This window comes from Pedobacter alpinus (genome assembly GCF_042684645.1).
Taxonomy (GTDB): domain Bacteria; phylum Bacteroidota; class Bacteroidia; order Sphingobacteriales; family Sphingobacteriaceae; genus Pseudopedobacter; species Pseudopedobacter alpinus.
On sequence record NZ_JBHULV010000028.1, the window covers coordinates 56,128 to 83,035 of the forward strand.

At 32.4% G+C, this 26,908-nt stretch carries 19 protein-coding genes, 1 tRNA gene and 1 pseudogene; 10 read left to right on the forward strand and 11 right to left on the reverse strand.

The genetic code is table 11. The annotated features are described in order from the left end of the window. Nucleotides 1-5: 5 nt before the first annotated feature. Nucleotides 6-1,370 (forward strand): oxygen-independent coproporphyrinogen III oxidase, encoded by a 1,365-nt coding sequence (gene hemN, locus ACFSSE_RS09110; protein WP_379043460.1) that lies wholly within the window; start codon nt 6-8, stop codon nt 1,368-1,370. 261 nt (nt 1,371-1,631) lie between these two features. On the opposite strand, the gene ACFSSE_RS09115 is transcribed toward hemN, so the two are convergent. After that, nucleotides 1,632-3,353 carry a sensor histidine kinase gene (locus ACFSSE_RS09115; protein WP_379043463.1) on the reverse strand — a complete coding sequence of 574 codons (1,722 nt, stop codon included), beginning with the start codon at nt 3,351-3,353 and terminating at the stop codon, nt 1,632-1,634. Nucleotides 3,354-3,699: 346 nt separating this feature from the next. On the opposite strand from ACFSSE_RS09115, the gene ACFSSE_RS09120 reads away from it, so the two are divergent. Next, nucleotides 3,700-4,074 carry a hypothetical protein gene (locus ACFSSE_RS09120; protein ID WP_379043466.1) on the forward strand — a complete coding sequence of 125 codons (375 nt, stop codon included), beginning with the start codon at nt 3,700-3,702 and terminating at the stop codon, nt 4,072-4,074. Between the two features lie 140 nt (nt 4,075-4,214). Here the strand turns inward: ACFSSE_RS09120 and ACFSSE_RS09125 are convergent. After that, nucleotides 4,215-4,940 (reverse strand): annotated as a pseudogene (locus tag ACFSSE_RS09125) (YqjF family protein). 315 nt (nt 4,941-5,255) lie between these two features. Between ACFSSE_RS09125 and tgt the strand changes: the two are divergent. The 5 genes from tgt (at nt 5,256) to ACFSSE_RS09150 (ending at nt 12,983) form a co-directional block, all read left to right on the forward strand. Continuing rightward, on the forward strand, nt 5,256-6,386 hold the full coding sequence (tgt, locus tag ACFSSE_RS09130; protein WP_379043469.1) for a tRNA guanosine(34) transglycosylase Tgt: 1,131 nt from the start codon (nt 5,256-5,258) through the stop codon (nt 6,384-6,386). Next, the gene (locus ACFSSE_RS09135) at nt 6,386-7,480 is read left to right on the forward strand and encodes an LptF/LptG family permease (protein WP_379043472.1); all 1,095 of its coding nucleotides are present in this window, start codon (nt 6,386-6,388) and stop codon (nt 7,478-7,480) included. The genes tgt and ACFSSE_RS09135 overlap by 1 nt, the downstream gene beginning before the upstream one ends. 1 nt (nt 7,481) lies before the next feature. Further along, the gene (locus tag ACFSSE_RS09140; RefSeq protein WP_379043475.1) at nt 7,482-8,387 is read left to right on the forward strand and encodes a DMT family transporter; all 906 of its coding nucleotides are present in this window, start codon (nt 7,482-7,484) and stop codon (nt 8,385-8,387) included. A gap of 1,635 nt (nt 8,388-10,022) precedes the next feature. Next, on the forward strand, nt 10,023-12,668 hold the full coding sequence (locus tag ACFSSE_RS09145; RefSeq protein WP_379043478.1) for a hypothetical protein: 2,646 nt from the start codon (nt 10,023-10,025) through the stop codon (nt 12,666-12,668). A gap of 3 nt (nt 12,669-12,671) precedes the next feature. Further along, nucleotides 12,672-12,983, forward strand: a complete 312-nt coding sequence (locus ACFSSE_RS09150) for a hypothetical protein (RefSeq protein WP_379043481.1) — start codon at nt 12,672-12,674, stop codon at nt 12,981-12,983. A gap of 122 nt (nt 12,984-13,105) precedes the next feature. Here ACFSSE_RS09150 and ACFSSE_RS09155 read toward each other — a convergent pair whose 3' ends face one another. Then, nucleotides 13,106-14,029: a helix-turn-helix domain-containing protein gene (locus ACFSSE_RS09155; RefSeq protein ID WP_379043484.1), complete on the reverse strand. Its 924-nt coding sequence runs from the start codon at nt 14,027-14,029 to the stop codon at nt 13,106-13,108. 86 nt (nt 14,030-14,115) lie between these two features. Here ACFSSE_RS09155 and ACFSSE_RS09160 point away from each other — a divergent pair, with 86 nt between their 5' ends. Together ACFSSE_RS09160 and ACFSSE_RS09165 are read left to right on the forward strand one after the other, a co-directional pair. Continuing rightward, a complete protein-coding gene (locus tag ACFSSE_RS09160; protein WP_379043487.1) occupies nt 14,116-16,575 on the forward strand; it encodes a TonB-dependent receptor in 2,460 nt (819 codons plus the stop codon). A gap of 23 nt (nt 16,576-16,598) precedes the next feature. Next, nucleotides 16,599-17,957 carry a hypothetical protein gene (locus tag ACFSSE_RS09165; RefSeq protein ID WP_379043490.1) on the forward strand — a complete coding sequence of 453 codons (1,359 nt, stop codon included), beginning with the start codon at nt 16,599-16,601 and terminating at the stop codon, nt 17,955-17,957. A gap of 247 nt (nt 17,958-18,204) precedes the next feature. On the opposite strand, the gene ACFSSE_RS09170 is transcribed toward ACFSSE_RS09165, so the two are convergent. The 5 genes from ACFSSE_RS09170 to ACFSSE_RS09190 form a co-directional block, all read right to left on the reverse strand. Continuing rightward, the gene (locus tag ACFSSE_RS09170) at nt 18,205-19,206 is read right to left on the reverse strand and encodes an FAD:protein FMN transferase (RefSeq protein ID WP_379043494.1); all 1,002 of its coding nucleotides are present in this window, start codon (nt 19,204-19,206) and stop codon (nt 18,205-18,207) included. Then, nucleotides 19,206-21,401, reverse strand: a complete 2,196-nt coding sequence (locus tag ACFSSE_RS09175; RefSeq protein WP_379043497.1) for a PepSY domain-containing protein — start codon at nt 21,399-21,401, stop codon at nt 19,206-19,208. Before ACFSSE_RS09175 ends, ACFSSE_RS09170 begins: the two co-directional genes overlap by 1 nt. Before the next feature lie 9 nt (nt 21,402-21,410). Then, nucleotides 21,411-21,893, reverse strand: a complete 483-nt coding sequence (locus ACFSSE_RS09180; protein WP_379043500.1) for a DUF2271 domain-containing protein — start codon at nt 21,891-21,893, stop codon at nt 21,411-21,413. 4 nt (nt 21,894-21,897) lie between these two features. After that, nucleotides 21,898-23,391, reverse strand: a complete 1,494-nt coding sequence (locus tag ACFSSE_RS09185) for an ankyrin repeat domain-containing protein (protein ID WP_379043503.1) — start codon at nt 23,389-23,391, stop codon at nt 21,898-21,900. Between the two features lie 330 nt (nt 23,392-23,721). Further along, nucleotides 23,722-23,798: transfer RNA gene (locus tag ACFSSE_RS09190), tRNA-His, on the reverse strand. Nucleotides 23,799-23,947: 149 nt separating this feature from the next. Between ACFSSE_RS09190 and rnhA the strand changes: the two genes are divergently transcribed. Beyond that, complete coding sequence (rnhA, locus tag ACFSSE_RS09195; RefSeq protein WP_379043506.1) at nt 23,948-24,412, forward strand: ribonuclease HI; 465 nt, start codon at nt 23,948-23,950, stop codon at nt 24,410-24,412. A gap of 204 nt (nt 24,413-24,616) precedes the next feature. Here the strand turns inward: rnhA and fbp are convergent, their stop codons facing one another. From fbp to ACFSSE_RS09210, 3 genes are read right to left on the reverse strand one after another with little or no spacing between them, the layout of a single operon-like run. Then, nucleotides 24,617-25,636: a class 1 fructose-bisphosphatase gene (fbp, locus tag ACFSSE_RS09200; RefSeq protein ID WP_379043509.1), complete on the reverse strand. Its 1,020-nt coding sequence runs from the start codon at nt 25,634-25,636 to the stop codon at nt 24,617-24,619. 21 nt (nt 25,637-25,657) lie between these two features. Continuing rightward, nucleotides 25,658-26,152, reverse strand: a complete 495-nt coding sequence (locus ACFSSE_RS09205; protein ID WP_379043512.1) for a metallophosphoesterase family protein — start codon at nt 26,150-26,152, stop codon at nt 25,658-25,660. Continuing rightward, complete coding sequence (locus tag ACFSSE_RS09210) at nt 26,152-26,865, reverse strand: tRNA1(Val) (adenine(37)-N6)-methyltransferase (protein ID WP_379043515.1); 714 nt, start codon at nt 26,863-26,865, stop codon at nt 26,152-26,154. Before ACFSSE_RS09210 ends, ACFSSE_RS09205 begins: the two co-directional genes overlap by 1 nt. Between the last annotated feature and the right edge of the window lie 43 nt (nt 26,866-26,908).

A 26,908-nucleotide genomic window follows, 5' to 3' on the forward strand; every position in this document is an offset into this window, starting at 1 on the left:
ATTTGATGACAGAGCAAAATCTAATTCAAAAATATGCTGTTGCAGCACCAAGATACACCAGTTACCCAACCGTACCTTATTGGGATGAAACTAGTTTTTCTAAAGAAAAATGGATAAATGCTGTTAAAAGCAGTTTTGAATTAAGCAATACAAATAGCGGTATAAGTTTATACATTCATTTACCTTATTGTGAAAGTTTATGTACTTATTGCGGCTGTAATACACGTATTACCAAAAACCACGAGGTAGAAAAACCGTATATCAAAGCAGTTGCTAAAGAATGGCAATTGTACAAAAATATTTTACCGCACAAGCCTGTAATTAAGGAACTACATTTAGGTGGTGGTACGCCAACATTTTTTAGTCCGCAACACTTAAAAAACTTAATAGAGGCTATTTTAAAAGATTGTAATTTACACCCCGAAGCAGAGTTTTCTTTTGAAGCACACCCTGCAAATACAACCGAAGCGCATTTAAAAACTTTGTACCAATTAGGCTTTAAACGTTTAAGCTTGGGAATTCAAGATTTTGATGAAAAAGTACAAGAAATTATAAACCGTTACCAGAGTGTTGAGCAGGTAAATTTAGTTACGCAGCAAGCTCGAAATATTGGTTATACATCTATTAATTACGATTTAATTTATGGTTTGCCTTTACAATCTAAAAAAGGATTACTTGCAACTATTAATGAAGTAATACTTTTAAAACCAGATAGAATTGCCTATTACGGTTATGCACATGTGCCATGGGTTAAACCGGGGCAAAGAAAATTTACCGAAGCACATTTACCCAACACCCAAGAAAGACAAGAATTATATGAGTTAGGACGAAATATGCTAACAGAGGCTGGTTATGTAGAAATTGGCATGGATCATTTTGCTTTAAAAAGCGATAGCCTTTACAAAGCGCAAATTGAAGGTAATTTACACCGAAACTTTATGGGCTATACGCACCAATACACTCAATTAATGATTGGTTTGGGTGTTTCTGCTATTAGTGATAGTTGGGATGGATTTGCTCAAAATGTAAAAAAGGTAGAAGATTATTTAGCTTTGGTGAATGCCAATGAAATTCCGGTATTTAAAGGTCATATTTTAACCAAAGAGGACTTGCTAATGCGTAAACACATATTAAATTTAATGTGTAAAAGCCAAACCAGTTGGAGTGCATTAGATTTAATGAATGATAATTTTGTTGACAGTTTAAATTGTTTACACGATTTAGAGGCAGACGGTTTAATTGTAAAGCATGAAAACTTTTTACAAGTAACTAAACTAGGCGAACGGTTTTTAAGAAATATATGTGTTGTTTTTGATGCAAGGTTACGTCAAAAAGATTTAGAAACCGTGGTATTTAGTCAGGCTAATTAATTTACCGCAAAATTTATTTAAAGATATTATTTGGGCAAAACCTTTAGAGCCTGTTTAAATTTATATTGTGAAAATGTTTATTGCTTATTTTTAAGCGAAAAGAGGCAAATTTTGGAGAGATAGCAAAGCTACTAGCTCGAAAACTGCTTTAGCACTCTTGAGTTCCTTTTAAAAATTAATGTATCGAAAAAATTTAACGAATTTGTAGCCGAAAAGAAGCATAAACAAATTATTAGATAAATTTTAAACAGGCTCTTAATATTAACTTTTATTTTTAGGCAAAGAAAACTCAAAAGTGCTTCCGTTATTAACAGAAGATTGAATATTTAAAGTACCACCGTTTAAATAAATAAACTCTTTACACAATTGCAAACCCAAACCAGTCCCTTTTTCTTTTGCAGTACCTGCTGTACTTGTGTTTTTATTATTGGAAAGTAGCTGCGCTAAATTTTCTTCATCAATACCAATGCCTTTATCATTAACAGAAAACTTAACAAAAGTATCTTCTTCTTTAATTATAATGGTAATTGTACTATCCGAAAAGCTAAATTTTATGGCGTTAGAGAGCAGGTTACGTAAAATAGTTTGCGTCATATCTAAATCTGCATAGCAGTTAGACACTATTTGCTTGGGAGTACTTATTTCTATTCCTTTGATGAAAGCATGCGGAGTCATATTTTTGGCAACTGTTTCTATTAAAACTGCAACATCAATAACAACAGGTTTTGGCTTTAATGCACCGGTTTGTACCATGGACCAGCTCAAAAGGTTTTCTAATAACAGATAAGCTATTTTGGCAGCGTCGTGGATTCTTAATGCCAAGCTCTGTATTTTATCAACAGCTAATTTACCTGCACTTTTTTGAATCAAATCGCTTGATGCTAAAATAGTAGTAAAAGGATTCTTTAAATCATGAGCAATTATTGATAGAAACTTATCTTTAGTAGCATTAAGCTCCAACAATTGTTCTTCAGCAAGTTTTAATTTGGTAATATCTAGGCATAAAACCAAATAGGTTTGCTCTTGTTTTTCAGTTTGTTGGCTTTCTAAAATAAGATCTAAAGCGTAGGTTTGAGGTTCGTTATTGATAACTAATTTAAAGTTACTTTTAAATGAAGGCTGGCCAGATTCTTTTACCTTAACAAGAGCTAATTTAATTTCTGCTAACAGATTTTGAAAAAGCTGAACATTAATCGCTTTCTCTTCTGCATTTGTATAGTTACAATTAAATTCTTGGTCAAATCTAAATATAAGTACCGGAAGATTGTTGGCAAGCGTTCTGTAACGCACTTCGCTTTCTTTAATTCCGTTAAAAAGAAGCATAGTGGGTTGCTTAAACCCCATTTCAACATTTGCTTTATAAATAAGATAAAAAGATATTAATTTAAAAATGTGTCCTATTGCATTTAAAATATCCGTATTAAAAACGTAAAGCGTAAAGGAAAATTCACTTAAAATGGTAAAAATTATTGAAAACAAAAGTAAACGATATACTAAAGGATTAAAATAACTTTTATTAGCTTTTACAGTGTATAAAGAGAAGCATAGCACCAAAATAATAACATATTCTGCAATTAATTTAAAGGTGGTTTGCCCAACTCCTTCTATATAGCAAACCGGAAAGATATGCCAATAAAGAATTGATAGTGTAATTAAAACGGTAGCAGCCAGATAAACAAGAAATAGCACATCTGCATTTATTTTAGTTTTTCTTTTTAAAAAATAAAATCCCAATGCTAAAGTTATAGCTTCCATACTGCGGGTAGCAATCCAAAACTGGTTTGCATAATAATGGTTACCCTGCATAATATTCATCCCTTTAAAGGAAAGCGTATGTAGCAAATCTAAACTGCCTATAAATAAATAAGCAACACCAACAAAATACAAGTAATGATTATCAAGAACTTTTTTTGAATTCCAGGTAATGATAAATACCGTAAACGCGACAACAATTGATGAAAGCTCAATAATGGTATGAAACATTAAATAGCTTTGCTTGATGCTAAAAAATAAAATAGAAGTTAATAATATTAAGGAAAATAAAATTCGGTAATAGTTTTTGGTAGAACTGAGCGAGAAATTGTTCAAATTAACTTTTCTTTTTTCTAAGGTGCAAATTTAACTATTCTTGTTAACATTAAAAATCAATAATGCCTATAAAAATAGCACAAAAGAATTTAATTTCTACCCTTTTTGAATTCTATTTTAGGCATAACGGCATGATGATTGCAATTATTTAACCCAAAAGGGGCATTCTCTTACTTATTTTAAAAAATGGTTTTGCCTCTTAAATTAAAAATCACTCAATTTTTATTTAAAAAAACAAAACATGGAAACTAAAAAAACATTAGGGATATGGTTAGACCATTCAACAGCTAATTTATTGGACTTGAATAAGGAGAACAGCAATATTATAGAGTCTGAATTTACTTATGATACCAAACAAGAAGCTTTAAGCAGAAGTGAGGATATTATGCACAACAAAGAACAACAGATGCAAGAATCTTTCTATAAAGATATTGCAGAAAAAATTCTTAATTATAAGCATGTTCTTTTATTTGGACCAACAAATGCGAAACTAGAACTGAAAAATTTTTTAGATAAAGATTCGAAATTTAAGGATATACAAATCGATGTTGAAGCGGCAGATAAAATGACAGACCATGAAAGAAAAACTTTTGTGAAAAACCATTTTAAAAATTAAAGCTTTCTATAATTTATTAAAAATGGCTTGTAAATTAGTTTTTTAAGCCATTTTTTTATTTCGATTTTTTAAATATCAGTTTTATAACTTCAATTTTTAGGTTAATCTTACCCAAAATCAGTAAAAGAGAATTTGAAAATTTAAATTTTCTTACCGTCTCTAATTAAAACCTCAGAACCTTCCACTAAAAACACAGATTTTGGTTCGGCATTATTCAAAAAAGAAAAATCATTACCGTACAAATCTGTAAAATCTACATCAATATTAAACTCATCTACGTTGTAAATTTTCCATTGAGGGTGTTCTACATCATACTCCAAAGATTTATTTTTACCAGCTTTGGTATAGCCAAAGTAGTGCTCTGTAATAAACTCTTGTTCACTATCTTTTACCAAATTGCTGCCTGTTTTACTAGCCAAAACCGATAAATTATACCAATTTTTCTTTTTCCATTGATAACTAATTTTTTGTTTATCAGCTTCTTCTTTCCAAAGATGTTTGGTTTTTAAAACCTCTTAATGCTCATGGAAAAAAGTATTAGCCACTAAAGCAATCACTGGTTTACTCACTATCTCCGATATAAAAACAGCCCCTCTTTTCCAAATATCTCCGTCTTTATATTTAACGTAAAACCTCAAATTTACTTCTTCAAAATTTACATGAAACGGAACTTTTATTCCTTTTATCCTGGTATCCATAAACATAAAGCCAATTAGGCTAACGTAGTGATTGCCGTTAAAGCTATCTAGCTCGGTATTTGGAGGCACATATTTTTCTAAAATGGCTGGGGATATTAAATAATTCGCCATAATTAACTTGCGCCATTGTGCTGTTAAAAAACCGCTTTTTTCATACCTAAAAAGCAATCAGAAACAATATTTGTTTTGGTTTAAGACATTTTATTATTGATAAAGAAATATTGATGTTGAAGAATTAAATATTTAATTTGCTTTAACAGTTTGGTTTTGGTGGTTTATTAAATATTAAATACTATTGAGATAGTTAAGCGAAGTTTCTCATACGATTATACTCGCCATCACAAACAAGACCGCCTTGAAACAAAAAGTCGCCATGCCACAATAAAAACAAATTTCTTTACTAAAAACCTCATAATAGCCCAAAAAACAAAAACCCCGCTTTAAGCTAATTTTACTATTTTTGCAGGCTATTATCAGAAATAAATGAAGTTTAAATTAGCCGTACAAGACCCAAATTCTAAAGCCAGAGCAGGAGAAATTACAACAGACCATGGTGTTATACAAACGCCTATTTTTATGCCCGTTGGTACTGCTGGCACTGTAAAAGCGGTACATCAAAGAGAACTGAGTGATGATATTAAAGCACAAATTATACTAGGTAATACTTATCATTTATATTTAAGACCAGGTTTAGAAACCATTAAATTAGCGGGTGGTTTACATAAATTTAATGGTTGGGATAAGCCTATTTTAACAGATAGCGGCGGTTACCAAGTTTATTCTTTAACAGAGGTACGTAAAATTAAGGAAGAAGGGGTAACTTTTAGATCGCATATTGATGGTTCTAAGCATCTTTTTACACCAGAAAATGTTATGGATACGCAGCGTGTAATTGGTGCTGATATTATTATGGCTTTTGATGAGTGTACACCCTACCCTTGTGATTATAACTATGCTCGCCGTTCAATAGATATGACGCATAGGTGGTTAAAGCGCTGCATTACCAGATTTGACGAAACTGAACCACATTATGGTTATTCGCAAACGCTTTTTCCTATTGTACAGGGTTCTGTTTATAAGGATTTAAGGGTAAAATCGGCAGAGTTTATTGCGGCGCAAAACCGTGAAGGTAATGCCATTGGTGGACTTTCTGTTGGTGAACCAGCAGAAGAAATGTACGCCATGACGGAGGTAGTTTGTAATGTACTGCCGGTAGAAAAACCTCGTTATTTAATGGGTGTAGGTACGCCAATAAATTTATTGGAAAACATTGCTTTAGGTATTGATATGTTTGATTGCGTAATGCCAACCAGAAATGCCAGAAACGGGATGCTTTTCACAAGAAATGGCGTAATTAATATTAAAAACGAGAAATGGAAAAACGATTTTTCGCCGGTTGACCCTGATAGCGATTTGTTTTCTGACTTGAATTATTCTAAAGCTTATTTAAGGCATTTGGTGCATTCTAAAGAGATTTTAGGTTCTCAAATTGCTACTTTGCACAATCTTCATTTTTATATTTGGTTAGTTAAAGAGGCCAGAGAAAAAATAATTAGTGGCGATTTTTACGACTGGAAAAACAAAATGGTAAAAGTTTTAGGACAAAAACTTTAATGAAATTTTTAGACCGTTATATTAAAATTATTGACTGGTATATCATTAAGAAATACCTTGGCACTTTTGCTTTTACTTTAGCAATTTTTACGGTTATATCTGTAGTTTTTGATATTTCGGAAAAATTAGATGACTTTTTAAAAGGTACTGCAACTACTAAGCAAATTGTATTTGAATATTACGGTGGTTTTATTCCGTTTTACCTTAACTTTTTATCTCCCTTAATTAATTTTATTGCAGTAATTTTCTTTACTGCAAAAATGGCCGATCAAACAGAAATTGTTCCGATTCTTTGTGGAAAAGCCAGCTTTAACCGTTTTTTAAGACCTTATTTTTTAGCATCTACCTTAATTTTTGTGGTAAGTATGATTTTTAATCAGCTAATAATACCCGAAACAAATAGGTTGATGACCAATTTTGAAAACACATACCTAAAAAACGAAAACAATACACGAAATAATGTTCACATTCAGCTAGATAAATCAACTTTTGTGTATATGGAGTCGTTTGATAACAAAACAAACAACGGCTACCGTTTTTCTATTGAGAAATTTAATAAAGACGATTTAAAATCTAAATTAATGGCGGATAGAATTTCTTGGGATTCGACCGCCAATAAGTGGAAAATTTACAATTTTACTATTAGGCATGTAGATGGTTTAAAAGAACGCATGGAAAGCGGTGTTGAAAAAGACACCACTTTAGACATGAAACCTATTGATTTTGATGCCAGAGACAATATTTACTCGGCAATGAACTACAAAGAGCTAAATGAGAAGATTGAGAAAGAGAAAATTAGAGGCTCTGGGATAATGGTGAATTTAGAGTTAGAGAAATATAAAAGATGGGTTTACCCGTTTTCTACTTATGTTTTAACTTTAATTGGGGTGGCATTATCATCAAGAAAGGTACGTGGAGGTGTTGGTTTACCTTTAGGTATTGGCATTGCAATGAGCTTTTTATACATCCTGCTCATTCAATTTTCGACCGTTTTTGCTTTAAAAGGAGGCTTACCTCCTATAATTGCTGTAGTAATTCCAAATTTAATTTTTGGAACTATTGGCGTTGTGCTTGCTATTAAAGCACCAAAATAACATGAAATTAAATCTCAAAAGCAATTTATTGATACTCCATATTACTGTATTGGTATGGGGTTTTACCGGAATATTGGGTGCATTAATTACTATTAATGAAACTCATTTAGTTTGGTACAGGGTGCTAATTGCAGCAATTTCATTATTTATATACTTCAAATGGGCTAAAATGTCCATTAAAGTACGTAAAGCAACGTTTTTAAAACTATTTTTTACCGGCGCAATTGTAGGCTTGCATTGGATACTCTTTTTTGGCTCCATAAAAGCTTCAACTATATCCGTTGCAATGGTTTGTTTATCTTCTTTAACGCTATTTACAGCTATACTAGAGCCCTTATTAAATAAAACAAAAATCTCTAAATTAGAACTTGTGGTAGGCTTGTTTATTATAATGGGTATTTATTTGATTTTTAAGTTCGAGACGCAATACAAAGTAGGCATTACAATGGGTTTGGCAAGTGCTTTATGTGCCAGCTTATTCTCTATTATTAACTCAAAACAAATAAAAAATAGGGAAGCATCAGTAATAAGTTTCTACGAATTACTAGGTGCATTTGTGTGGATTAGTGTTTATCTTTTATTAACAAATGGCTTTACCAAAAGCATGAGTTTAAATGCTATGGACTTTGTTTATCTAATGATTTTAGGCACAGTTTGTACTTCTGTTGCTTATGTTGCAGGGGTTGCCGTAATGAAAGAATTGAGTGCTTTTAGGGTTGCTTTAATTACAAATTTAGAACCTATTTATGCCATTATTTTAGCCTTAATTATCTTTGGAAAAGACGAAAAAATGACCTCAGGATTTTATGCTGGCGCAGCTGTTATATTGGCTACAATATTTATTTACCCAATAGTAAAAACTAAAATTGAGCATCAAAAACTGAAGAAACAAGCTCCTTTAGTTTAAAAAACACCCTCCAATTTTATTGAAAAAGCCTAGACTAAAAACTGATTATATCGGTTTATTTTTGGGATTGTTTTAAACGATTATTTTGGAATTAAATAGCGCCATTTCTGGTGTATTATTGGGCTTTATTGAGCTTACAATTTAACGCTAAAAGAAGCTAAATACTTGGCTGTAATTACCTATAAAACATCCTATGTTTTTGCAAATTTAGCATCTTAAATTTACAGTTTAGAGATGAGAAATTGCGACAAAAACACGCAGTTTTAACCTGTAAATAATCATAAAAAATCCTGTAATATCTTTAATAAAAACACACAAAATTTACGGATCTATAATGGTAAAAACTGAACATCATTCACTCCAAAATTACGTTAAACAAGTGTAATTTTGATACTCTTGATTAGCACCAAATCACTTCTTTAACTAAGTCTAGTTACCTGTATCAGACTCCAAAAAGCAGTCACATCTTTGAAAGAAAAAATCAAACTATGCGGGAAAATCCAAAAATATTGCAAGTGAAAAATAGAAGTTTTTTTTACGATGAAACAGAAAAATTGGTACAAATACTTTTATTATTCCATATCGTTTTGAAAATTTCATTCGAGAATTGAGCTCAAATTTTCAAAAGAAAATACGAATACAAACTAAGTATTTTATCTACAAATTGAATTTATTCGGTAACTAAAATTCATGGAAAACGAATGAAAACCTTAATTCTAAATTGATTTATTTTTGATTTTGAACACAAAAAAGATATGAAAACAGAGCCGTTTTACTCAATTTTAATCCCTTGTTTATACCAATATTTTTGAAAAACAACCGAAATTATTGATTGAAAAACAATTAAAAAATTGGTTTAAATTGAATTGTAATCTCAAAAAAATAAAGAGCTTTTACAAAAAAATTTAATGGAAAATCCAACAATATAAAGACTTCTTTTTATCAAGATCTATTAATAAAAGCTAAGAAACCTCAAAATTTAAAAATTAGCTTAATACACTAAGTAGCTTTGTTAAGATGGAAGTTATAATCAAAATTTGAAACCTTTTCCTTCAAATTTAGCAGCTAAAAAGTTTTGTATCTCCCGCTAAATTTTGATTCACCATTAAATATTCTTTAGCTAACAGACACGAACTTCCTCACTAAACTGTAACTAAATATAATTTTTCAATGTAAATTTCTTCGAATTTTCCGCTCTATTTTTATACCTCTTTGTGTATTATTTATCGTTAAAAATTACTTACATTACACTATAGAATATGCGGCATATTTATTAATATCCTGAAGAAAAAAAGCTTTATTTACGATTAATTAACGTGTTAAATAATTTGAAAATATGAGATGATTATCAGTAATTTATAATAATTATATAAAATGAAACTTTAATAAAAATATAAATTTAAAATTTAAAATTACTAAAAAAATTAGCCAAGCCAATATATGCATTCAAATAATACAAATAAATTATTTATTGTCAGATACTTAAGCATACTTATATTACAGATTTGTTCATGTAGTGTTTTTTCGCAAATTTTAGACAACGGACAAAACCCACCTAGTGTAAAATTTAAGCAAATTAACACTCCGCGGTTTCAAATCATTTACCCTAGCGCTTTTGAAAGTGAAGCGCAAAGAATGGCGAATACCTTAGATGCAATTATTGAAGATGTTAGCAAGTCTTTAGGCAAAGTCCCCCACCCTATTTCTATCATTTTACAAACGCAAGGTGTGATATCAAATGGCTTTGTAAGCATGGCGCCAAGAAGGTCGGAATTTTACACTATCCCTGGTCAGGAATTTGATGCGCAAGATTGGTTAAACAGTTTGGCCGTTCATGAATTGCGACATGTAGTACAGTTTGATAAAGTTGCGCCTTACCTAAAAGCTCCTCTTTTTGAAGAGTTGAAGTTAGCCCTGTTTGGCATCAATTTACCGCCTTGGTTTTTTGAAGGTGATGCCGTTGGAATTGAAACTTCTTTGACACAAGCCGGCAGAGGAAGACAACCAAGTTTTGAATTGGCATTAAGAGCCAATGAACTTTCTGGCAAAAGCTACAGCTACACCAAAAATTATTTGGGCTCGTTTAAAAATCTTACATCGGGCTACTACCCTCTTGGATATTTTATGACAACAAAAATTAGGAGAGATAATGGAACCGAGGTGTTGGACAAAATTTTAGAACGTATTAAAAACTTTCCGATACGTCCTTATAATTTTAGCAATTCCCTCAAAAAATTTTCGGGAGTAAATACACGCCAACTTTATGAAAACACCATTACAGAAATGGATAGTTTATGGACTTTACAAAACAAAAAAGTTGAGCCGGAAAATTATGAGCCTTTAAATCAAATTGACCCGGAAAATCCGAGTTCTTATTTGCTTCCATACTTTACCCAAAACAACGAAATTATATGTCTGAAAAATTCACTAGCCGAGCCGGCAAAAATTATTAGCATTAACCAACAAAAAGAAGAAAAAACAATATTAAAAATTGGCTTCCAAACAGAACCTAATTTAAGCTATGCAAATAACAAATTAACTTGGGATGAATACCGAAGCGACAGCCGTTTTGACCAAAGGAATTTCAGCGTGATTTGCACTTATGATTTGATAACAAAAAAGTACAAACAGCTAAGTTTTAAAAGCAGGTTATTCTCTCCTTCGCTATCGCCAGATGGTAAAAAAATTATAGCTGTAAATGTTACTACAGAAAACATATTTAGCTTGATAGAATTTGATGCAGAAACTGGTGCACAAATTAAAACTTTCCCTAATCCGCAAAATTATGCTTTGCAAACCCCCAGCTACAATGCAGCAGGAAACGAGGTAATTGTTACCGGTGTAAATACTGAAGGAAAAACACTTTTGTATTACCACAACAATGGCTTAGAAATTTTATTAAAACCTGAGGCGCAAATTATTGCGAGACCCGTATTTTATAAAAACCAAATTTTGTACAAAGCACATTACAACGGCCTCGAAAATATTTACTCATTAAATCCAATTACTAAAGAAATAAGCTCAATAACTAACGTTCCGTTTGGTGCAAACTACCCGTCTGTTGATAATGATTTTGTACTATTTAGTAATTACTCAGCAAACGGTTACAATCTCTGTAAACTCAATTTAAACAACGCTACAGACAAAAACGATTACACCCACACAAACACATTCGTGAATTATTTTTCGCCGCTTATATCGCAGGAAAATAAGCCGAATATTTTTAATAAAATCCCAGAAAAAGTATATCCAACAAAAAACTATAGTACTTTAAATCATCTTTTCTACTTTCATAGTGCAAGGGTTACCATGCAAGAAAGTGATTTTTCTAACAGCTTTGATTTTGGTTTTGATTTGGTATCTAACAACAAATTGAATACTGTAAACACCACAGTTGGTTACAACTTTAATAATGCGCTAAATAAAAGTGAGTATAACGCATCTATTGGTTTTTTAAAATACTATCCAAAAATTGCAATTGGCTATACCAACAAAGCTAAGTTAGCCTTTGCACAAACCGGGACAGGTACAAATATGACTTTAGTCCCATTTTATTGGAGAGAAAACCGAACGGCTTTAAATATTAATGTGCCCACTTTTAAAAATTGGTTAAATAAAAGTTTTTACACCACTTTTGAATTAGAAACGTCTTACACAAACAGGTATCAGCAAACTTTAAATCCCGTAAACTTTAATACCGAAATAAAATTCCCAATGACTTATGGTTTTACAACCGGAATTAATAGTAGAAGAGGAATAAGAGATTTAGCTCCAAAATGGGGACAAAACTTAAAGGTAATTTATGAAAACCTCCCTTTTGACCGTAACTTAAAAGGAGAAAATATAAATATTAGCTCGGTGTTTTATTTCCCTGGCCTAATGAGTAACCATAGCTTTAGAGCAAGTTTAAATTGGCAAAAAAATAGCGGGATTTATAATTTTAGCAATGATATACCGAGGGCAAACGGTTGGGCAAATATGGATGGTATTATGGATTTGGAAAACACTTTTCTATTGAGTTATCTTTTTCCAATATCATATCCTGATTGGGAATTAGGCCCAATTGCTTACATCAAAAGATTAAAAGGTGGCGTTTTTTCAGATTTTGAAAACATTAACAATGGCAATGGCTTAAGAGGTTACGGCATATCGCTTAGCGCTGATATGAATTTATTAAGGTATTATTTACCTAACTTTGAAATTGGCGGAAAATTAATTATTCCGCATAAAAGCATTACAAAAAATCCGATATTAGAATTCACTTTTAACTATAACTTTTAAAACATGAGCTTTAAAACCTACGTCATTATTATTTTAACGGTATTAATTACTATTATTTTTATGCAAAACACAGATCAGGTTTTGTTTACACTTTTGTGGAAAGAGATTTTTGTTTCGAAATTAATAATGATGTTGATTGTAACTGTATTCGGTTTTATATTAGGTGTAATTGTAGCTAGGCCAAGGAAGAAAAAATTAATAGAGAATGAGAGTGGAAGTATTCCTTTTGAAATTAACCAACCGGAAACTGAAGATTATTTAGAAACTAAGCCGAAAAATAATTTAAGTAACGAGGATAGAGATTATATAAGTTAGTTTGATAAGTGCTATTTTAATCTAAAAGCAAATAAAAAGAATTTTCAAAGATGCTTTATAATTTATAAATATTTAAAACAGAGGCTTAAAGTTTCAAAACTAAAACAAAGCCAATAAGTAAATTATAAACTTCTTTTAACCAAACTAGGTAAATAACCAAAAAACTTTTTAAAAGCAGTAGTAAAATGGGTGGCATGTTTGTAACCTACAATTTCTGAAACTTCAGTAATTTGATGTTTCCCTGTTGAAAGCATCTCTTTAGCTTTCTCCATTTTACAAGCTAACATATAACCAAAAACTGTATTGCCAAATAATATCTTAAAATGTTTTTTTAAGTACTGCTCATTAGTGCCTGCAACTTTAGCCAAATAAGACAAACTATAAACTTCGTTGAAATTAGTTTCAATCAAATCCTTAATTATTGTCATCTTCTCAATATCCTCTGGCTTTAGGCTAATCGTTTTCTCTTCCTCATGTTGGGCAAGTTGCAAAATAAGCAATTCAATTACTTTTGCTTTTAAGTACAGTATTTTTAAATGTCCGTCAAACTCGCAATTAACAATTTCATTCAATATATTTTTTAACCTATGGGTGATGCTTATATTTTTGGAGAATAATGCCTGAAAAAGATTAGTGCTTTTAATCATAAAAGCTGGATTTACCTGTTGTATTTGCCTAAAAAAGAAATCTTGGCTTAGGTAAACGCTTATTAAATTAATTTCTGATAAAAAACTAGTAATGCCATAATTTCCTTTGGGGAGATAAATAATATTGCACTGCCCATTGCCAAAAGAAAAAGTTTTTTTGCTGTCGCTATTTTTAAATGTAAATGTCCCATCCACACAAAATTGCATCAAAACAACATTTTCACTAACAGAAAGTTCAATATCAGATGCAATTTTATCATCAATGCGGAAATTTTTAACCACATAATCTTTAAAAGGCAAACCAGCAGACTCAGTTAATCCTTCAAAATCTGTAGTAATAACTGGGTAAGCTACTTGTATTATTTCTTCTTGCGTTAGTAATTTTCCGTATATGGTCATCCCCAAATCTCTTCCTTAATATATATTTGCCGAAATTACATTTATTTAGACTAACTCTAAATAGAAATAACAATTTTTTTTACAACATGAGGCAATTTTTACTTTCTGTACTATTTATACTAGCAATTATATTAAATGTTAAAGCGCAAAGTGGAACTGTTACTGGTAAAATTACTTTGGATAACAAAGAAGCACTTATTGGCGCTGTGGTTACTATAAAGGCATTAAACAAACAAACTTTAACTAACGAAAAAGGGAATTATAGTTTTGAAAACGTTCCTTATGGCGCTTATACTTTAGCGGTTAGCTCAATAGAAATATTAAGTAAAAAGTTAGAAATAACCGTAAGTAACCATCAATGTTTATTTAATATCAGCACTAAATCAAATGATAAAAATAGTTTGAGCGAAGTAACTGTACATGGTAAAACTCAAAAAAGAGAAATGGAAACTTCGGGTTTTGCAGTAGCTGTAATAGAAACAAAAGAAGCTTCATTAAGAAATTTAACAACTAATGAGTTATTAGATAGAGCAGTAGGTGTTAGGGTAAGGCAAAATGGCGGAGTAGGTTCTCAAGTAGAGTATAATCTTAATGGGATGTCGGGCAGTACAATTGGGATATTTTTAGATGGAATAGAGGTTTCTACCTATGGATCCTCTTTTAACCTAAATAATATTCCACCCGCAATGATAGAACGTATTGAAGTTTATAAAGGGGTGTTGCCGTCTCATTTAACAGGCGATTATGTTGGTGGAGCTATCAATGTTGTATTAAAAAAAGATGCTTCTAGAAATAATGCAACTGCAGCAATCTCTTATGGTTCATTTAATACGCAAAATGCTGATGCTAGTTTAACGCTTCGAGAAAAGAAATCAGGGCTTACCTTCAGAGGTTCTGGTTTTTACACCTACTCTGACAATAGTTATGAAATGTGGGGTAAATTTGCAAAATACACTGATAGAAACGGGATATTAACCAGAGATTTTAGAGCCAAAAGATTTAACGACACTTTTAAATCAATTGGCGGCCGTTTTGAAACCGGTTTTACAGATACTAAATGGGCAGATCAGCTTTTTATAGGCTACAACGTTTCAGATACTTATAAAGAGATTCCTCATGGTACAACAACAGGACAACCCTATGTTGGTCGTTTTGCAGAATATCAGGCAAATGTTTTCAGTTTAAACTATACTAAGCGTAATCTTTTTATAGATGGGTTGGCTTTAAACATCAATGCCGTTCGCAGTAGTCGCAGTACCTATATACAAGATACTGTTACAACTTTATATAATTGGGATGGTAAGCCTATGATTTTACATACTGATTTTATGATAGCAGCAGGCGATCCTCCAATACTTATTAAATCTCCTCAAGGGGCTCAACAAGGGGCGCCTACAATCAGCCAAGTTGATAGAAAAATAATTAATTCGCGTTCAAATTTGGCTTATACCGTTAAACCTGGCCACAGAATTTCTATAAATCATAAAATTGAAAAAACAGACAGGGATGATACAAATTTGCTGAGAGCGGTTAATAAAGATTTGATTACCCTAACCCAGGTAATGAAAAATATTGTGTCGGCAAATTACGAAGCGCAAACCTTTAAAAACAAACTACAAACCAACCTATTACTTAAGTACACTGCAAATAGCACCAAACAAACAGACCCTAAGCCTACTTATAATACCGATGGTACTTACCTACTTAATCCGCAAACTACAAACTCATTTAATGATAATGTAGGCTACGGAGCAACAGCCTCTTACAACATTATACCTAAACTTTTTTTAATTACTTCCATGGAAAACAGCTACATCATGCCAACGGAAGAACAAATGTTTGGAAATTTAGAAATTAACGTTTTACCCAATTTAAACCTTACTCCAGAACAAAATATTAATTACAACCTTGGTTTTAGATTTGGCAATTTAGATTTCGGCAAACATAAGCTCTCGTTTTATGGTAGTGCATTTTGGCGCAACGGATTCGATAAAATCAGAAACCAAACAGTTGATAGTGTGGTAACAGATTCGGATTTAGATATTCAAGCAACATCATTTGTTAATCTTGGCAAAACACAATCAAGAGGCGTTGAAGCTGAGGTTATTTATGTATTTGGTAACAAATTAAATGCAGCACTTAATTTTTCGAAATTTAATGCTTTGTACAAGCGTGAGCGTGATGAGGCTGGTGTATTGGATGACCGTTATAATCTACAGATCCCTAATGAACCGTTTTTTACCATAAATGCAAATGTTCAATACAGATTTAACAATCTTTTTGAGCGTAAATCAATCACCAATATTTATTATAACACTGGTTATGTAGGCGCTTATGATATCGCTTGGCATCCATCTCAAGGAAGTTTAACCCCTGCTCAGTTCTCTCATGATTTAGGTGCCAGTTATCGTTTTGCTTCTGGAAAATTGATAACAAGTTTGGATGTAAAAAACGTATTCAATATGGCACTTTACGATAATTTTGGTGTTCAAAAACCGGGCAGAGGAATTTATTTTAAAATGAATTATACAATAGGAAAATTTTAAACAACAATTAATATAACAACAATATGAAAAGAGGACAACTATTAAGAGGAGCACTTTATGGTGCTGTGATTGCATCAATAACATTAGGAAGCTGTAAAAAAGACAGTCCATCTCCGGATAACGGAAATGATAATACAAGATGGATTACGCTAACGGCTGCATTAAAATTAACAAATGATGGCGATGGAAACGGCGGAACATTGGCTTATGCCATTAACCACGAGCAAGCCATTAATCCGGCATACGAATTAGATATTTTTCCTGTTGGTAAAGGATTAAAATTAGAGTCTCCCCGTACCTCTCGTGTACAAGCATCTGCAGATGGAAAGTTTCTATATGACATTCAATATACTGGTGCAGATGGTGGTATTTTCCAAAAATTTAAAGTAAACGGAGAAGGGAATTATGTAAGAGAGGGTAATGAAGTTAACACTGCGATTATTTTAGGTACATCTCCGCGTTGGGTTAAAGCTGCTGAAGGTGTTGGAATTGGTGTAAGTATAGCTACCGAAACAATTTTTACAGGAACATTTCCTGCTGTAACTTTCAGTTCTATTAAATCTACTGCTGCAATTGCTTCTTTAAATTTAGAAAATCCAAGTATTTTAAATACTGCATCATTTGTGGTTCCTTTTACAACTGAGCAATTAGCAGCAGGATACTCTATTGGGCGTATTGATGTTCCAATCATCAATCAAGCAAAGAATAAAGTATATATTGGGTGTAATGTTTCGAAAATAAATCCTAACGGTACTCCTACTCAAAATGCAACTTCAGGAGTTATATCATGGCCAAGTGATGCAGCAAATATTGCTGGTACGGTTACTATAGTTCTTGATTATCCAACACTTAAAAACCCTAAATTAATTTGGTCAACACAAAGTAAGTACGGTAATAACGGTTACAGAACCATGATTCAATACGTTGGAGACGATGGCAATGTATATCAGGCAACAGGTGTAAATACAACAGGTTATAATCACATCCTTCGTATAGATAAAAACACTAACGATTATGATAATACTTATTTGTTTGATTTGTCGGCAGCGCTTGGAGTAAACGGAATTGCTGGAATTAAAGCTTGGAAATACCTGGGTAACAACAAAGGTTTTGTAATGTACGATATTAATAAAACTGGTGGTTATTTAGCTTTAATAGACTTAAATACTAAAACTGCTACAAAAATTACTACTGAATATGAAACGCTATTGAATTTTGCGCAACAGCAAAGCATAGCCGTTGAAGGAGATTACGTTTATGTGCCATTAACTCCAGTAAGTTTACCCGGCAATGTGTTTGTTTACAATTGGAAAACAGGTGTACTTACTAAAGGTGCTAAATTGGCCAATGGTACAGGACATCGTTTTATTGGTGCTTACTAAGTAAAAATTTATCTAATATTCAAAGCGCTTCGGGTTTAAACTTGAAGCGCTTTTTTTATGCTTAATTATTTATTTGAAGAAACTAGGAAGGAACAAGTTTTATGCGAATAAACTCAAATTTATAACTGAGAATTTTATATGGGCGTTTTAACACGCTATACGTTCATACTGCTCAGGCATTCTAAACTAGGCCGGTATCCACTACTATCGTTAACGCAAAGACTAAAAACTAACTAAAAACTAAAAATCACTTCAACTTCTTTTTAATCCTACCTTTATAGTTACCCGATTTAATCACCCCACCATCATCAGAAACTATGACACATTTATACTCGGGAAATTGTTTGATAAGCGCCAAACCTTTATCTACACCTAAAACCATAAGTGAAGTACTAAAACCGTTTGCCATTTCTGCACTTGGGCCAATAACAGTTGCACTAATTAAGCCCGTTGCTGGGTAACCCGTAACCGGATTAATGATATGCGAATACCGCTTACCATCAAACTCCACGTATTTCTCGTAACTTCCAGATGTGGTGACTGCTTCTCTTTTTAAATCAATTATAGTTAGAAATTTCTCTTCGTTAAACGGGTTAGTTACACCAACATTCCATGATTTACCATTTGGGTTTTTACCCCAAGTAGCCATATCGCCAGATGCATTAACAATTCCTGCTTTAACACCCTTTAGTTCCATCAACTCGCGACCTTTATCGGCAGCATATCCTTTTCCCATAGCGCCAAAGCCAATTTTCATCCCTTTCAATTTTAAAAATATGGTGCAATTTGCGCTATCTAATTCAATATTATTGTAACCTACTTTTTTAACAGAGTTTTTTATTTCTTGCTCACTTGGCATTGCTTGCATAGAACCGTCAAACTTCCAAATCTTATCCATAGCGGCAAAACTAATATCAAAAGCACCATTAGTAATTTCAGAAAAATAAAGGGAACGCTTGGTTAAGTCAAAAACTTCTTTATCCACCTTAATAGCTTTAATTCCTGCGTTTCGGTTCACTTCAGAAATTTGGGAAGTAGGTTTCCAATCAGAAATTAAGTCTTCTATCCTACTCATTTCTGCAACAACAGTGTCAATATAGTTTTCTGCTTTTTCAGCATTTTCTGCTACAATAGTAATATCAAACCTGCTGCCCATTAAAGTAACTGGGCGGTGTTTAAGACCTTGTGAATTTGCTTGTTGCATAAACAAAAAACACAATAAAAACACTTTCAAGATGCTAACTTTCATCAATAACAATCTGTTAATAATTGTTTTTGGTCTTTGTAATAGGAAAGTGGTTTTGAATTGAATTCTTGGCAAATCTCATCTAATACCTTTTCAACATCTTGTTGCATCAATAAAGATCCGCAAATCATAATAACGCCATCATTATTTAACAATTGAGCTAAATAATCAGCGTCAGTTCGGATTAAATCCATCACATAACAATGGTTTTGCTCCCGCGAAAAAGCAATTTGATATTTCTGTAATTTTTGTTGCTTTATTTGTTTTTCTAAAAATGATTGATGGTGTTTAACAAGTTGAGTTTCATTTCTAAAACCTACATACAAACTGTGGGGTATTGTCTTTTTACCTTGCAATATCATTCCTAAAAACGGAGCAATTCCGGTTCCGTTGGCAATCATGGCAATAGCTTTATTTTTAGGTTGATGGAATGAAGCGTTGGTAACCATTCTGGCTTTAATTACAGAACCTATATTTAAATTATTTAGATACCCCGAACCTAAGCCTTCTGGATGTAGTTTTACCACTAATTGTACATTTCCATTGCATTTAGCTACCGAATACAAACGTTCCCGATTATCGTTAGCCGGATAAATGGCCAATAAATCGCCTGAAGTAAATTTTGTTCTTGCTGGCACTCTAATAGTAAGCATAAAAGTTTGTTCACTTTCAGAAATTGTTGTTTTATCCAAAACCATCATTTTGTGCAAGCCTTTTGGTTTTTTAGCATACAAGGCCGGTGTTTTGGCTAATTCAATCTCAGTTTTAGCACTCCATTCTTTTACCCAATTTACAAAATCCACTGCCGATTTATCATCCACGGTAAACAAATCAGTTACCGCATTTGCCCATTCTTGTGCACTCAATTTTTCGTGAATTTGTTTAGCAAATACGCAAAAATCTGGGTAAGCATGAGACCCAAATCCAACTACCGAAAAACCAATTTTATGCTTTTGCGGATACCTATCAATAAGTTGTAATACTTTATTTCCATTTGATGGTGGATCGCCCAAACCATACGTAGATGTAAAAACAAGTAAATGTTTGGCTTTAGGGAAAATAGTATAATTATTTAGCTGTACCAAATAAGATGCTTTTCCCTGTACATTTAATTGCTCATGAATAGCATTTGCGAATCTAAAAGTGCTTCCATTTTCTGAGCCAACTAGCAAAATATACTCAGCATCTTTTGCTTTGTATTTGTTCTTAATTTTAGTTGCCCTTCTTTTTAGCGTAATGGCAAAGCCAGAATAAATAAAAAACAAAATGTTAAGACAAGCAATGGCTAAGACGATAGCCCAAATAATATTTGTACGCCCAGTATGTAAATCTAAGCTCAGGTTTTCTAATAACAGTGTTATCGGATACTTAATTTCGCTTTCTATTTTTCCGGTAAACTGGTTAACAATAAGTTCTTTATCATTAAGTTTAAGCGTGTAAAATTCTTCCGGATCATCTGCAAAAGGGAATTCTACTTTTTGAACCGATTCAAGTTTAGTGGTATTAAAAACTTTAAAATCAGCAATATTTCTTTGTTCTGGGATTTCATCTACAACAATAATTTCTTTGTGTTTGGTATTATCCAAAGGAAAAAGCTGAAACCTTGCCGTTGAGAGGTAGGTTCCGGTTAGGGCAATAATTAACACCGGAATTAAAATTAACCGACCGGAAATTACATGATAATATTGAAAAAAATACTCCTTTATTACTTTTGTGAAAAACTTGGAAATGCCTCGCTGCCTTTGAACAACCAATGCAAAACCAGAAATCGCAATTAGTACCAACAAAAAACTTATTACACCAATAATTAGTCTGCCTGTTTCTTTCAAAAAAAGAGAGCGGTGTAAAGCTATATTCCACTGAATAAAGGCACTTTTTTCTACAGGCTTACCTAAAACCTCTCCTGTTTCGGGGTTTACGTAACCATCAATTTCGTTTCCCCCACTATCAAAAGCCTTTAATAATACAAAACCGTTATGATCTACACTTATTTCACTAATTTCTGGATATTTTTTATGGAGTGCAGGAATACTTTGTGCTAAAGTAATTTCATTAAAATTAGCAACACGGTAGGCTGGCATTTTCTCCTGAATTGCATCAATTGCAAGTATGGCACCGGTAACCGATGCCATCACTAGAAAAACAGATGATATTATGGCCAACGCCAAATGGGCGTACCGCCAAGTAGATAAGGTCATTCCTTAATTTTATGGTTGAACTTTACTAAATCTGATGTACTTGATATAACCTTTACCATCTGCTTTGCCCGCAAGTGCTTCGGTTGTTAAGGGAATTTCAATATCAGCTACATAATATTTCTGATCTTCCACAGCACTTTCAAAACGTAATTTATAACCTTTGTTTAGTTTAGCGTCATCAATCTCTAAATTAACCATACTTCTATCACCGCCACCAACAGATGCACCGGTTTTAGCGTTTACTTTTTTGGTTTTCGAGAAAAACTTAAACCACTCTTTAAAACTATTATACCACTGTTTATCATCACCCATCATGTATAAAGTTTTTTCGTAAGCTCCTTTTGGGTTAATCAATGAAACCACAACATAAGCTTCCTCACCGGTGTAAGCGTTCATTTGTAGCATACACTTATATTTTGATGTTTGTGCATCAGCAGTAGCAGCAAAACTCAACAAAATCCCAAACACACAAATATTTAAAAAAGTCTTCATTATATTATTTTAAAAACGTAACTGATATATTTCCTTTTGATAAAAATTCATTCTCTGTAGCTAAATCGTAAGCTGTTTCATCAAATTCGGTTTTAATGCTTTTGTCAGCTCCAATAGAAACTAAATACTTCAAAACCTCATCATTCTTAGAAATAAGTGCGGCTCTGTGCAATACAGTTAAACCTTCTTTGTTCTTAGCGTTAACATTAACTTTTAAATCAGTCAGCTTTTTAAGTAAAACTAAATCTGATTTTAAAATGGCTGCATGGTATAAACTACTTCCATCTTTCTGTAGCTGTTTCGCATCCAAACCTTTGGCTGTTAACAAACTTAGTTTATCTGTAAACTCATCTTTTTGCCCACCATTTTGCGGGCTTGCCGGACGATAACCTTGAACCAAGTGGAAAGCTAAGTTGTTGCCTGCCTTATCTTCAACCTTAACATCAGCCCCATTATTGATTAAAAAAGAAACCACTTCTGGCGAACTGGCATTTACAGCTAAAGTTAAAGCAGATTCTCCTTTGTTATTTACAGCATTGATGTTTTTTAATTTAGGAGCTAAAAGTTGTAATACCTTCAAATTTCTGCCCGATGCAGCAATCATAAATGGTGTATTGCCTTCTTCATTTGGTTTGTTTACATCAGCACCTTTAGTTAATAAGTAACTAATTATTTCTTCTTGATTTGGTTTGCGGGCTAAATAATGTAAAGTGCTGTATCCTGATTTATTGGTATAAGAAGCATTTAATTTAACATCTTCTACCAAGTATTTGAATACTTCTACAGAACTTGAAGAACCTCTACCGCCTTGCGAAGCGAAAATTAAGGCAGCATCAGTTGCTTTAACACCTTTTGCAGTTAAGTTTTTTAATAAATTGATGTTTCCACTTTTAGCGGCATAATCAAATGCAGTGCTACCTTGTTCGTCAACATTGTTTAAAGACAGACCTTTTTTAACCAAATAATCAGAAAGTGCTAAATCAGCATCATTTGCAATACCTAATAATAATAAGTTAGCCCCGTCTTTATATTTTCGTTTAACATCAACACCTGCTTTAAAAAAAGCATCATAAACAGGTATATTTCTTTTACCGCCCGATAAACCAAAAACTAATGGCTCTGTAGCATGGCTGTCTTCAACATATAGCTCCGAACCTTTAGAAACTAAATATTCCACCAGCTCTGCATTCCCGCTCATAGCTGCCCAATGCAAATAAATACGGCTATCGTGGGTAATTTTATTTACTGGGTTTCCTTCCAAACTCAATAAAAATTTAATGGTTTCTATTGATGCCTTATTGTTTATTGCAAAAGTTGTAGGATCCATGGATCGTTGATCTAATTCAGCAGGATTATTTCCTTTAGCAATTTCTGCTTTTACGATTTCAATATTGGGATTTTGTTTCCAAAAATCGGCTTGCAGCAAAGTGTTTTTGTTTTGAGCATTTACAGTAAATACTGCTAAAACAAACATGATCATTAATAATCTTTTCTTCATTTCTTTGTTTAAAGTTATTTTAAGAGATATTAATGCGAAAGTACTTATTTAGACTAAATCTACATAATAAAAATGCTAATAATTTTTTATGATCTTAAATTATGACAATTGATAGAAATGTTGGGGAGATTTGAACGTAAGCTCTGTTATGCGTTAATTGAAATTCGTTTTTTTATGAAAAATTCGGGATTTATGAAAAATTTTAAACCGAATAAGCTTAAGACACCAAAAAATCCCTGAAAATACTAAATACCCTGATGTGAACTTTTAGAAGAAAAACTTCTTTTAACGAAAAAAGCCTCTCAATTTCTTGAGAGGCTTCCAAACATTTGGGGCGGACGATGGGGCTCGAACCCACGACCCCCGGCACCACAAACCAGTGCTCTAACCAACTGAGCTACGACCGCCATTTGTTTTAGTGGAGTGCAAAAATAATTTAAAATTTATACTAATCAAACTTTTTAAAAAATTATTAGTGAAATCACTCCTATTACATTGATTTAATGCGATATAATTTTTTATCTGCACATAAATTGTTAATTATTTATCTTCGCACATGATTCAAATTTTTACAGATGGTGCTGCAAGTGGAAACCCAGGGCCGGGTGGTTATGGTGTTGTTCTAAAATCGGGAAAGCATTACAAAGAGCTTTCTGCAGGGTTTAGGCGAACCACCAATAACCGCATGGAGTTAATGGCCGTTTGCGTTGGTTTAGAATCTATTAAAAGTTTAAACCAAGAAGTTACTGTGGTGTCAGACTCTAAATACGTGATAGATTCTGTTGAGAAAAAATGGGTTTTTGGTTGGGTTAAAAAAGGCTTTGCCGGAAAAAAGAATAAAGATCTTTGGTTGCGTTTCTTGCAATCGTATAAATTGCATCAGGTTAAATTTATATGGGTAAAAGGCCACGCCGGCCATCCAGAAAATGAAAGATGCGATGAACTTGCGGTCATCGCATCTAAAAGTAAGGATGTTGGTATTGATAGTGTTTTTGAAGTTGAAAATCAAAAACTTTTATAAATTAAAAACTTAACTAACTAACTAAAAACTAACTAAAAACTAACTAACTAACTAACTAACTAAAAACTAACTAAAAACTAACTAAAAACTAACTAACTAACTAACTAACTAACTAACTAACTAACTAAAAACTAAAAACTAACTAACTAACTAACTAACTAACTAACTAAAAACTAACTAACTAACTAACTAACTAAAAACTAACTAACTAACTTCCTTTGCAGAATACTCAGCCATAAACTCTTCGGCCTTCAAAACCATTTCTGTTGAACCTATAAATATAGATTCTCTTTGATGTATTTCCGTAACTTCAATATCTAAAATACGCTCAAATCCGTTGCTGGCTCTTCCACCAGCTTGCTCTATTATAAAAGCTAAAGGATTACATTCATAAACTAATCTTAATTTTCCGTTTGGTGCGCTTGCAGTACTTGGGTAAATATAAACTCCACCTTTAATTAAGTTGCGGTGTAAATCTGCAACCATAGAACCAATATATCTTGATGTATAAGGCCTTGAAGTTGCAGCATCTTCTACTTGGCAATATTTAATATATTTTTTTACGCCTTCCGGAAAGTGAACGTAATTACCTTCGTTCATACTATAAATAGTACCTGTTTCTGGTATTTTAATATTAGGGTGCGATAAACAAAACTCGCCAATAGATGGATCTAAAGTAAAACCATTTACACCACAACCTGTGGTATAAACCAACATGGTTGATGAACCATAAACAATATAACCAGCAGCAACTTGTTCAGTTCCCTTTTGTAAAATATCTTTAATATCTGCTTCCCCTTCTTTAGATATTCTTCTGAAAATAGAGAAAGTTGTACCTACAGCTACGTTAACATCAATATTTGAGGAACCATCTAAAGGATCAATAGCAACAACATATTTAGCGTTTTTAGAAACATCATTGTTTAATATAATAACCTCTTCATTTTCTTCAGAAACTACCAATGCACACTCGCCACCAGCACTTAAAGCAGAAATAAATTGTTCGTTAGCATAAACGTCTAATATTTTTTGAGTTTCACCTTGTACGTTTATAGAACCTACATCACCAATAATATCTGCCAGTCCTGCTTTATTAATTTCTCTGTTTACAATTTTAGATGCAATACCTATATCTCTTAATAACCTAGAAAGTTCTCCCTTTGCGTAAGGAAAATCTGCTTGTTTTTGAATAATAAATTGACCTAATGTAATTACTTTTGCCATATACTTAGTGTACTTTTTACGTTATCTATCTGCTAATTCTATGGCGTCTAATGTATGGATTTTATTTTCAGAAATACAAAATCTAATTAAAGTTCTTTTTTTGTGCCAACCTTGTTTACCCGCTGCACCGGGATTAATATGCAGGCATTCTATTTTTTTATCATAAATAACTTTTAAAATATGAGAATGACCAGAAATAAACAAACCGGGCGGCTTAGTGTAAATATCTGGCTTTACGTTTGAAGAATATCTATTTGGATATCCTCCTATATGCGTCATCCAAACATCTAAATCTTCGCACTTAAATCTTAAATGTTCTGGATAAATTTCTCTGATATCTTTAGCATCAATATTGCCGTAAACCCCTTTAAGTGGCTTAAAAGCCGCTAATTTATCTGCTAGCTCCAATGTTCCAAAATCGCCGGCATGCCAAATTTCGTCCCTATCATCAAAATACTTAAATACAGCATCATCTAAGTAACTATGTGTATCTGATATTAATCCAACTTTTATCATTAAAATATTTTAAAAAAGTCTTTTAAAAGTGTTTTGTATTGTAATGAATGAATCCCTTGAGATTCATAAATACAAAATTCCTGAAAATCTAATTGTTCTTTTTGTTGTTTAGAAAAACTGATAATATGTCTAATATGAGCCTTATCGGGATAAGAATTTATTTTAATACAATTATTGGCATATAAACCATAATCTTGAGCAGTATTTTGTAGCATTAATGAAATATCTACAGGTAAAACCAACTCTAAATTGCCATTATCAGTTAAATGATTTTTTGCCGCCAATAATAGGTCTAGAAAAAATTGTTCATTTGTGTGTTTTGATATGTTTTTTGATGCTTTTGGCGATTGTAAAGCATTTAAAAAATAAGGCGGATTGGAAACTATTAAATTGTATTTGTTTAACGGGTTTAAATCAAAAAACTCCTTAAAACTATGATGATGAGCTTTTAAACAAGAGTGAAATAACGAATTTTCAAAGTTTTTTTTAGATTTATCATAAGCTATGTAATCAACATCAATAGCATCCACAAAAGCCTCACGATTTCTTTGAGCAATCATTAACGCAATTACTCCGGTACCTGTCCCAATGTCTAATATTCGCTTTGCAGCAGATACATTGCACATTGCCCCTAATAAAACACCGTCAGTATTTATTTTCATTGGACAACCTTCTTGGTCTATTACAAATTGTTTGAAATGAAAAATGGACATGCCGCAAATTTAGAGATTTATTAAATAGAACGGAATTTGAATA

Coding starts and splice junctions, on each gene's coding strand:
- ACFSSE_RS09160 (WP_379043487.1), top strand. CDS start 14,116: ATGAGGCAATTTTTACTTTCTGTACTATTTATACTAGCAATTATATTA.
- ACFSSE_RS09185 (WP_379043503.1), bottom strand. CDS start 23,391: ATGAAGAAAAGATTATTAATGATCATGTTTGTTTTAGCAGTATTTACT.
- hemN (WP_379043460.1), top strand. CDS start 6: ATGACAGAGCAAAATCTAATTCAAAAATATGCTGTTGCAGCACCAAGA.
- ACFSSE_RS09120 (WP_379043466.1), top strand. CDS start 3,700: ATGGAAACTAAAAAAACATTAGGGATATGGTTAGACCATTCAACAGCT.
- ACFSSE_RS09205 (WP_379043512.1), bottom strand. CDS start 26,152: ATGATAAAAGTTGGATTAATATCAGATACACATAGTTACTTAGATGAT.
- rnhA (WP_379043506.1), top strand. CDS start 23,948: ATGATTCAAATTTTTACAGATGGTGCTGCAAGTGGAAACCCAGGGCCG.
- ACFSSE_RS09115 (WP_379043463.1), bottom strand. CDS start 3,353: ATGTTTCATACCATTATTGAGCTTTCATCAATTGTTGTCGCGTTTACG.
- ACFSSE_RS09135 (WP_379043472.1), top strand. CDS start 6,386: ATGAAATTTTTAGACCGTTATATTAAAATTATTGACTGGTATATCATT.
- ACFSSE_RS09145 (WP_379043478.1), top strand. CDS start 10,023: ATGGCGAATACCTTAGATGCAATTATTGAAGATGTTAGCAAGTCTTTA.
- ACFSSE_RS09175 (WP_379043497.1), bottom strand. CDS start 21,401: ATGACCTTATCTACTTGGCGGTACGCCCATTTGGCGTTGGCCATAATA.
- ACFSSE_RS09150 (WP_379043481.1), top strand. CDS start 12,672: ATGAGCTTTAAAACCTACGTCATTATTATTTTAACGGTATTAATTACT.
- ACFSSE_RS09210 (WP_379043515.1), bottom strand. CDS start 26,865: ATGTCCATTTTTCATTTCAAACAATTTGTAATAGACCAAGAAGGTTGT.
- ACFSSE_RS09140 (WP_379043475.1), top strand. CDS start 7,482: ATGAAATTAAATCTCAAAAGCAATTTATTGATACTCCATATTACTGTA.
- tgt (WP_379043469.1), top strand. CDS start 5,256: ATGAAGTTTAAATTAGCCGTACAAGACCCAAATTCTAAAGCCAGAGCA.
- fbp (WP_379043509.1), bottom strand. CDS start 25,636: ATGGCAAAAGTAATTACATTAGGTCAATTTATTATTCAAAAACAAGCA.
- ACFSSE_RS09165 (WP_379043490.1), top strand. CDS start 16,599: ATGAAAAGAGGACAACTATTAAGAGGAGCACTTTATGGTGCTGTGATT.
- ACFSSE_RS09180 (WP_379043500.1), bottom strand. CDS start 21,893: ATGAAGACTTTTTTAAATATTTGTGTGTTTGGGATTTTGTTGAGTTTT.
- ACFSSE_RS09170 (WP_379043494.1), bottom strand. CDS start 19,206: ATGAAAGTTAGCATCTTGAAAGTGTTTTTATTGTGTTTTTTGTTTATG.
- ACFSSE_RS09155 (WP_379043484.1), bottom strand. CDS start 14,029: ATGACCATATACGGAAAATTACTAACGCAAGAAGAAATAATACAAGTA.